The 5,401-nt window shown below is 68.8% G+C and carries 5 protein-coding genes; 2 read left to right on the plus strand and 3 right to left on the minus strand.

Annotated elements, in window-relative coordinates:
* On the minus strand, window positions 1-270 hold a 270-nt coding region (locus tag BDIM_RS18165), incomplete at its 3' end, for an alpha/beta fold hydrolase (RefSeq protein ID WP_428829101.1).
* A 115-nt stretch (window positions 271-385) separates the two neighbouring features.
* On the opposite strand from BDIM_RS18165, the gene BDIM_RS14805 reads away from it, so the two are divergent.
* Both BDIM_RS14805 and BDIM_RS14810 read left to right on the plus strand, forming a co-directional pair.
* Window positions 386-820, plus strand: a complete 435-nt coding sequence (locus tag BDIM_RS14805; RefSeq protein ID WP_003166397.1) for a hypothetical protein — start codon at window positions 386-388, stop codon at window positions 818-820.
* A 164-nt stretch (window positions 821-984) separates the two neighbouring features.
* Window positions 985-2,349, plus strand: a complete 1,365-nt coding sequence (locus BDIM_RS14810) for a diguanylate cyclase (protein ID WP_003166398.1) — start codon at window positions 985-987, stop codon at window positions 2,347-2,349.
* A 24-nt stretch (window positions 2,350-2,373) separates the two neighbouring features.
* Here the strand turns inward: BDIM_RS14810 and gyrB are convergent, their stop codons facing one another.
* Both gyrB and BDIM_RS14820 read right to left on the minus strand, forming a co-directional pair.
* Entirely contained in the window at window positions 2,374-4,803 is a 2,430-nt protein-coding gene (gene gyrB / locus BDIM_RS14815; RefSeq protein ID WP_003166399.1) for a DNA topoisomerase (ATP-hydrolyzing) subunit B, read from the minus strand.
* A gap of 136 nt (window positions 4,804-4,939) precedes the next feature.
* Window positions 4,940-5,401 (minus strand): DNA recombination protein RecF (locus BDIM_RS14820; protein WP_040346351.1); only part of this gene is annotated, 462 nt, incomplete at its 5' end.

Consider the following 5,401-nt stretch of genomic DNA (forward strand, 5'->3'; position numbering starts at 1 on the left):
GCGCACCGTCACCAGATGCACGCGGTAACGCCCTTCCAGCGCCGCCGCCGTGCGCGCCCAGACCGCCGAGGTCGAGGCCAGGCCGGGGATCAGCACCACGTCCGGCCCGTGGCCCTTCGTCTCGACCAGGATGCGCGACGACTGGAACGGCGCCGCGGCGGGCGCGGCCGCCGGGCTCGCGGCCTGTACGGGGGCGGCCCCGACCGAGACGCTCATCAGGGCGCCGGCCGCAACAGCGGGAACAAGGGCGAAACGGAGCGAATGGCGCATCACGTCAGCCTGCCCCGCGATAACGGCGAAACCTCGACCAGGGCGGGCGCACGGCTGGGCCATTGTGTTTTTTCTCCAACAGGAGTGAACTCGGTTCCTTCCTGGGGAGGATGCTATGAAACCAATCGTCATCGCCATAGCCGCCGTCGCCGCTCTGGCCGCTTCACCCGCCCTGGCCGAAAGCTGGCACGTCGTCTCGCGCAGTTCGGCCACGGTCTTCATGCTGGACGTGGATTCCATCACCGAAGGGGACGGCGCACGCACGGCCCTGCTGGCGCGCGTGCCGGCGTCGGGCGCGACCGACGACCTGTCCTATTCCGCCGGCCAGATCAGCATCCGCTGCAGCGCCAACCAGTCCAAGCCGGGAGTGGAGGTTCTCTACGGCCCGGACGGCGCGGAGCAGGAGCGCATCGACGACGGCTACGACTTCGACGCCATCGCCAAGAACTCGCTGGATTCCTACATCAAGGACATGCTCTGCGACGGCCAGCGCAGCACGACCATCTACCCGTCCATCCGCGCCTTCATCGAGGCGGGGCGGCCGCGCTAAAGCGGCGGCGCAAGGCGCCCCGCCCCTTGCCGGAGCGGGGTGCGGCGTCTATCGGCTCGCCTAGGGGCGCACGCCCCTGGTTCGGGCGGCTCTTGCTCACCCTCAGCGCCTGAGGCGACGCCCAGGCGGCCGAACCTGTAGTGTAAACAGTCAGAGTCGCCGCCTTGCCCAACCCGACGTCCGCCGTCGCCACCCCGTCCTGCGTTTCTGAACCCTCACTCGATCCGCAGAGCCTGGAGCGTCTGCGCGCGCTGTTGAACGCCAACGCCGACGCCATGGTGGCCGCCTTCTATCAGGTGCTGCTCAACGACCCGGACGCCCAGACCTTCCTGCATCACTCCATCGTCCAGGAACGCCTCAGCCCGTCCCTGCGTCGATGGCTGATCGACCTGTTCGCCCCGAATCTAGACACGCGCGACGCCGCCTTCATCGCCCGCCAGACCAAGATCGGCGAGGTCCACGCCCGCATCAAGATTCCGATGCATCTGGTCATGGCCGGCGCCGCCGTGCTGAAGGCCCGGCTGGCGGACGACCTGGCTGGCGACGCGGCGGCCTTCGGCCTGCTGCGGCTGGCCGGCCAACGCATCGACCACGCCCTGCGCCTGATGAGCCAGTCCTATGAGAAGGGCGCCAGCAACCGCGCGCGCCTGGACGAAGCCTACCGTCTCTTCTCCCTGGATCAGGACATCCATTTCGAGCGCGAAAGCCAACGCGCGGGCCTGATGGAATGGAGCCAGAAGACCCTCTTCCGCATCCTCGCCTCGGGCGGCGTCGACGGGGCGGGCGCCCTGGGCGCCTCGCCGTTCGGCCTGTGGATTCGGCACCGGGCCGACTTCCTGTTCGACGGCTCGCCCCATCTGACGCGGCTGAACGCGACCATGGAGCGGATCGATACGGAGCTGTTGCCGCGCTTCACCCCCGACGCGATCCCGGCCGACCTGGCCGCGCCGCTGAAGGCGCTGGAGGCCGCCGTCGAGGAAGTCGCCTTCCTGCTGAACGAGATGTTCCAGGGCCTGGCGGGCATGGAGGGCGGCCGCGACCCGCTGACCCGCGCCCTGAACCGGCGCTTCCTGTCGTCGATCCTGAGCCGCGAGATCGGCTTCGCCAACGCCAACCACACCCCCCTGTCGGTGCTGCTGCTGGACGTGGACCACTTCAAGCGGATCAACGACACGCACGGCCATCCGGTCGGCGACGAGGTGCTGCGCCAGGTGGCCGAGGCCGTGACCGAGAACGTGCGGCCCAGCGACTTCGTCTTCCGCTACGGCGGCGAGGAGTTCCTGGTGGTCCTGGTCGAAACCAGCCTGCACCAGGCCGCGACCATCGCCGAACGGATGCGCCTGGCCCTGGCGGCCAAGCCGATCGCGGCGGCGGGCCTGCCCCCCTTCAGCATCACGGCCTCGATCGGCGTCGCCGCACACCGGGGCCACCCGGACGAGAACTATCTGATCAAGGCGGCCGACGACGCCCTCTACCGCGCCAAGCAGAACGGCCGAAACCGGGTCGAGCAGGACCGCCGCGGCGCCTGACGGCGTCGCGCGCAGTCCCCGCGATCAGGCGTCGACGGCGGCGTCCAGGGCGTTGTCCTGGATGAACTCGCGGCGCGGCTCGACCACGTCGCCCATCAGCTTGGCGAACAGGTCGTCGGCGTCGTCGCCATGCTCCACCTTCACCTGCAGCAGGGTGCGGGCGTTGGCGTCCAACGTCGTCTCCCACAGCTGTTCCGGGTTCATCTCGCCCAGGCCCTTGTAGCGCTGGATGGCGATGCCCTTCTTGCCTGCGTCCAGCACGGCCGCCAGCAGGTCCAGCGGACCGCGGATGGTTGTGGTCTTGTCCTTACGGCGATAGACGGCCGGGGCCGAGAACAGGCCGTCGAAGGCGACGGCGCGTTCGGCCAGACGGCGGGCGTCCAGCGAGCGGCCCAGCACCTCGTCCAGCACGATGGTCTCGCTGACGGCGCGGCGTACGCGGTTGAACGCCACCCCGCCCTGGGCGGCCAGTTCGCCGCTCCACGGGCCGTCGCCTTCCTCGGCGTAGAGGTTCAGCCGTTCGGCCGCACGCGCGGCGCGGTCGGCCAGCTCGCCGGCGTTCTCGCTGAACAGACCGGCCAGGGCGCCCTGTTCGATGGCGAAAGCCGGAGCCCGCGTCGCCAGGCGATCGACCAGCGCCTTGAAGCCCTTGGCCTCGCGCACCAGCTCCTGCAGGTCACGTCCGGCGCGCACCTCGCCCGAGGCCAGCTCCAGCGCGGCCTCGGCGCTGCCTTCCTCGATCAGATAGGCGTCCATCTCCGCCTGGTCCTTGACGTAGCGGTGCTGCTTGCCCTTCGAGACCTTATAGAGCGGCGGCTGGGCGATGTAGACGTGGCCGCGCTCGATCAGCTCCGGCATCTGACGATAGAAGAAGGTCAGCAGCAGGGTGCGGATGTGGGCGCCGTCGACGTCGGCGTCGGCCATCAGAATGATCTTGTGATAGCGCAGCTTGTCGGCGTTGAAGTCGTCGCGGCCGATGCCGGTGCCCAGCGCCAGGATCAGGGTGCCGATCAGGTCCGACGACAGCATCCGGTCAAAGCGCGCGCGCTCGACGTTCAGGATCTTGCCGCGCAGGGGCAGGACGGCCTGGTTCTCGCGGTTGCGCGCCTGCTTGGCCGAGCCGCCGGCGGAATCGCCCTCGACGATGAACAGTTCGGACTTGGCCGGATCGCGTTCCTGACAGTCGGCCAGCTTGCCGGGCAGGCTGGAGATTTCCAGCGCCGACTTGCGCCGCGTCAGGTCGCGCGCCTTGCGGGCGGCTTCGCGCGCCGAGGCCGCCTCGATGATCTTGGACACGATCATCTTGGCTTCGACCGGGTGTTCCTCGAACCAGGTCGCCAGACCTTCCGAGCACAGGCTTTCGACCGCCGGGCGCACCTCGGACGAGACCAGCTTGTCCTTGGTCTGGGAGCTGAACTTGGGGTCCGGCACCTTGACCGACAGGACGCAGGTCAGGCCTTCGCGGGCGTCCTCGCCGGTCGGCGCGACCTTCTCCTTCTTGGCCAGGCCCGAGCTCTCGATATAGCTGCCCATGACGCGGGTCAGCGAGGCGCGGAAGGCCGACAGGTGGGTGCCCCCATCCCGCTGCGGGATGTTGTTGGTGAAGCACAGCATGGTCTCGTGGTAGCTGTCGTTCCACCACAGGGCCAGGTCCAGCTCGATGCCGTCCTTCTGGCCACGAATGACGATGACGTCCTTCAGGATCGGGGTCTTGGACTTGTCGAGGTGGCGCACGAAGGCTTCGACGCCGCCCTCATAGTGCAGCATGATCTCGATCGGCTCAGCGCCGCGATGATCCGACAGCTTGATGACCACGCCCGAGTTCAGGAAGGCCAGCTCGCGCAGGCGGTGCTCCAGCGTCTTCAGGTCGAAATCGATGTGGCTGAAGGTCGTGACCGAAGGGAAGAAGGTGACCTCGGTGCCGGTCAGCAGACGGCCCTTGTCCTCGCGCATCGGCGCGTCGCCGACGACGGCCAGCGAGCGCACGGTCTCGCCGCGCTCGAAGCGGACGCTGTGCTTCTTGCCGTCGCGATAGATGACCAGTTCCAGCCAGTCGGACAGGGCGTTGACCACGGACACGCCCACGCCGTGCAGGCCGCCGGACACCTTGTAGGAGTTCTGGTCGAACTTACCGCCGGCGTGCAGCTGAGTCATGATGACCTCGGCGGCGGAAATGCCTTCCTCGGCGTGGATGGCGGTCGGGATGCCCCGCCCGTTGTCGGTCACAGTGACCGAACCGTCCTCGTTCAGGGTGACCGTCACCAGGTCGGCGTGGCCGGCCAGGGCCTCGTCGATGGCGTTGTCCACCACCTCATAGACCATGTGGTGCAGGCCCGAGCCGTCGTCCGTGTCGCCGATATACATGCCGGGGCGCTTGCGCACCGCGTCCAGGCCTTTGAGAACCTTGATGGAATCGGCGCCGTACTCAGGCGAGGGAGCAGTCTGTTCGGTCATGAAAACGTCGGCTCAGGGTCCGTGGACGGACAGGGAAGAGGCGGCCCTTCGACCGCCCGTCTCAGGGGCGCAAATCAGCGCGCCCCGAAGTCCTCGATATATAGGAAATTCGACGGGAAAAGCGAGCCTTTAAGCCCTAGACGGACAGGCCGCCGCCTTCCACCGCCACGAACTGCGCGCGCCCCTCCAGCGCCGCGAACAGCGGGCGCTCGGTGCCGGTCATGAAGGCCTGCAGCTTCAGCGCCTCGATCTCGTCGAACAGGGCGGCGCGGCGGGCTTCGTCGAGGTGGGCGGGCGCCTCGTCCAGCAGCAAGACCGGCTGCGCGGGCTGATCCGCCAGACGCGCCACCTGGGCCAGGATCAGGTTCAGCACCAGGGCCTTCTGCTCGCCGGACGACCCCTCGGCGGCGGGGCGGTTCTTCTCGCGGTGCAGGGCCGTCAGGTCCGAGCGGTGCGGCCCGAACAGGCTGCGTCCCGCCGCCGCGTCTCGGGCGCGGGCGCGCATCAGGCCCTCGCCCAGCGCCTCGACGATGTCGGCCTCGTCCGCCCCGGCCTCCGCCATCTCCTCGGCCGGACCGGCCAGCCCCAGATCGGCCTG

Source organism: Brevundimonas diminuta ATCC 11568, from assembly GCF_000204035.1.
Taxonomy (GTDB): domain Bacteria; phylum Pseudomonadota; class Alphaproteobacteria; order Caulobacterales; family Caulobacteraceae; genus Brevundimonas; species Brevundimonas diminuta.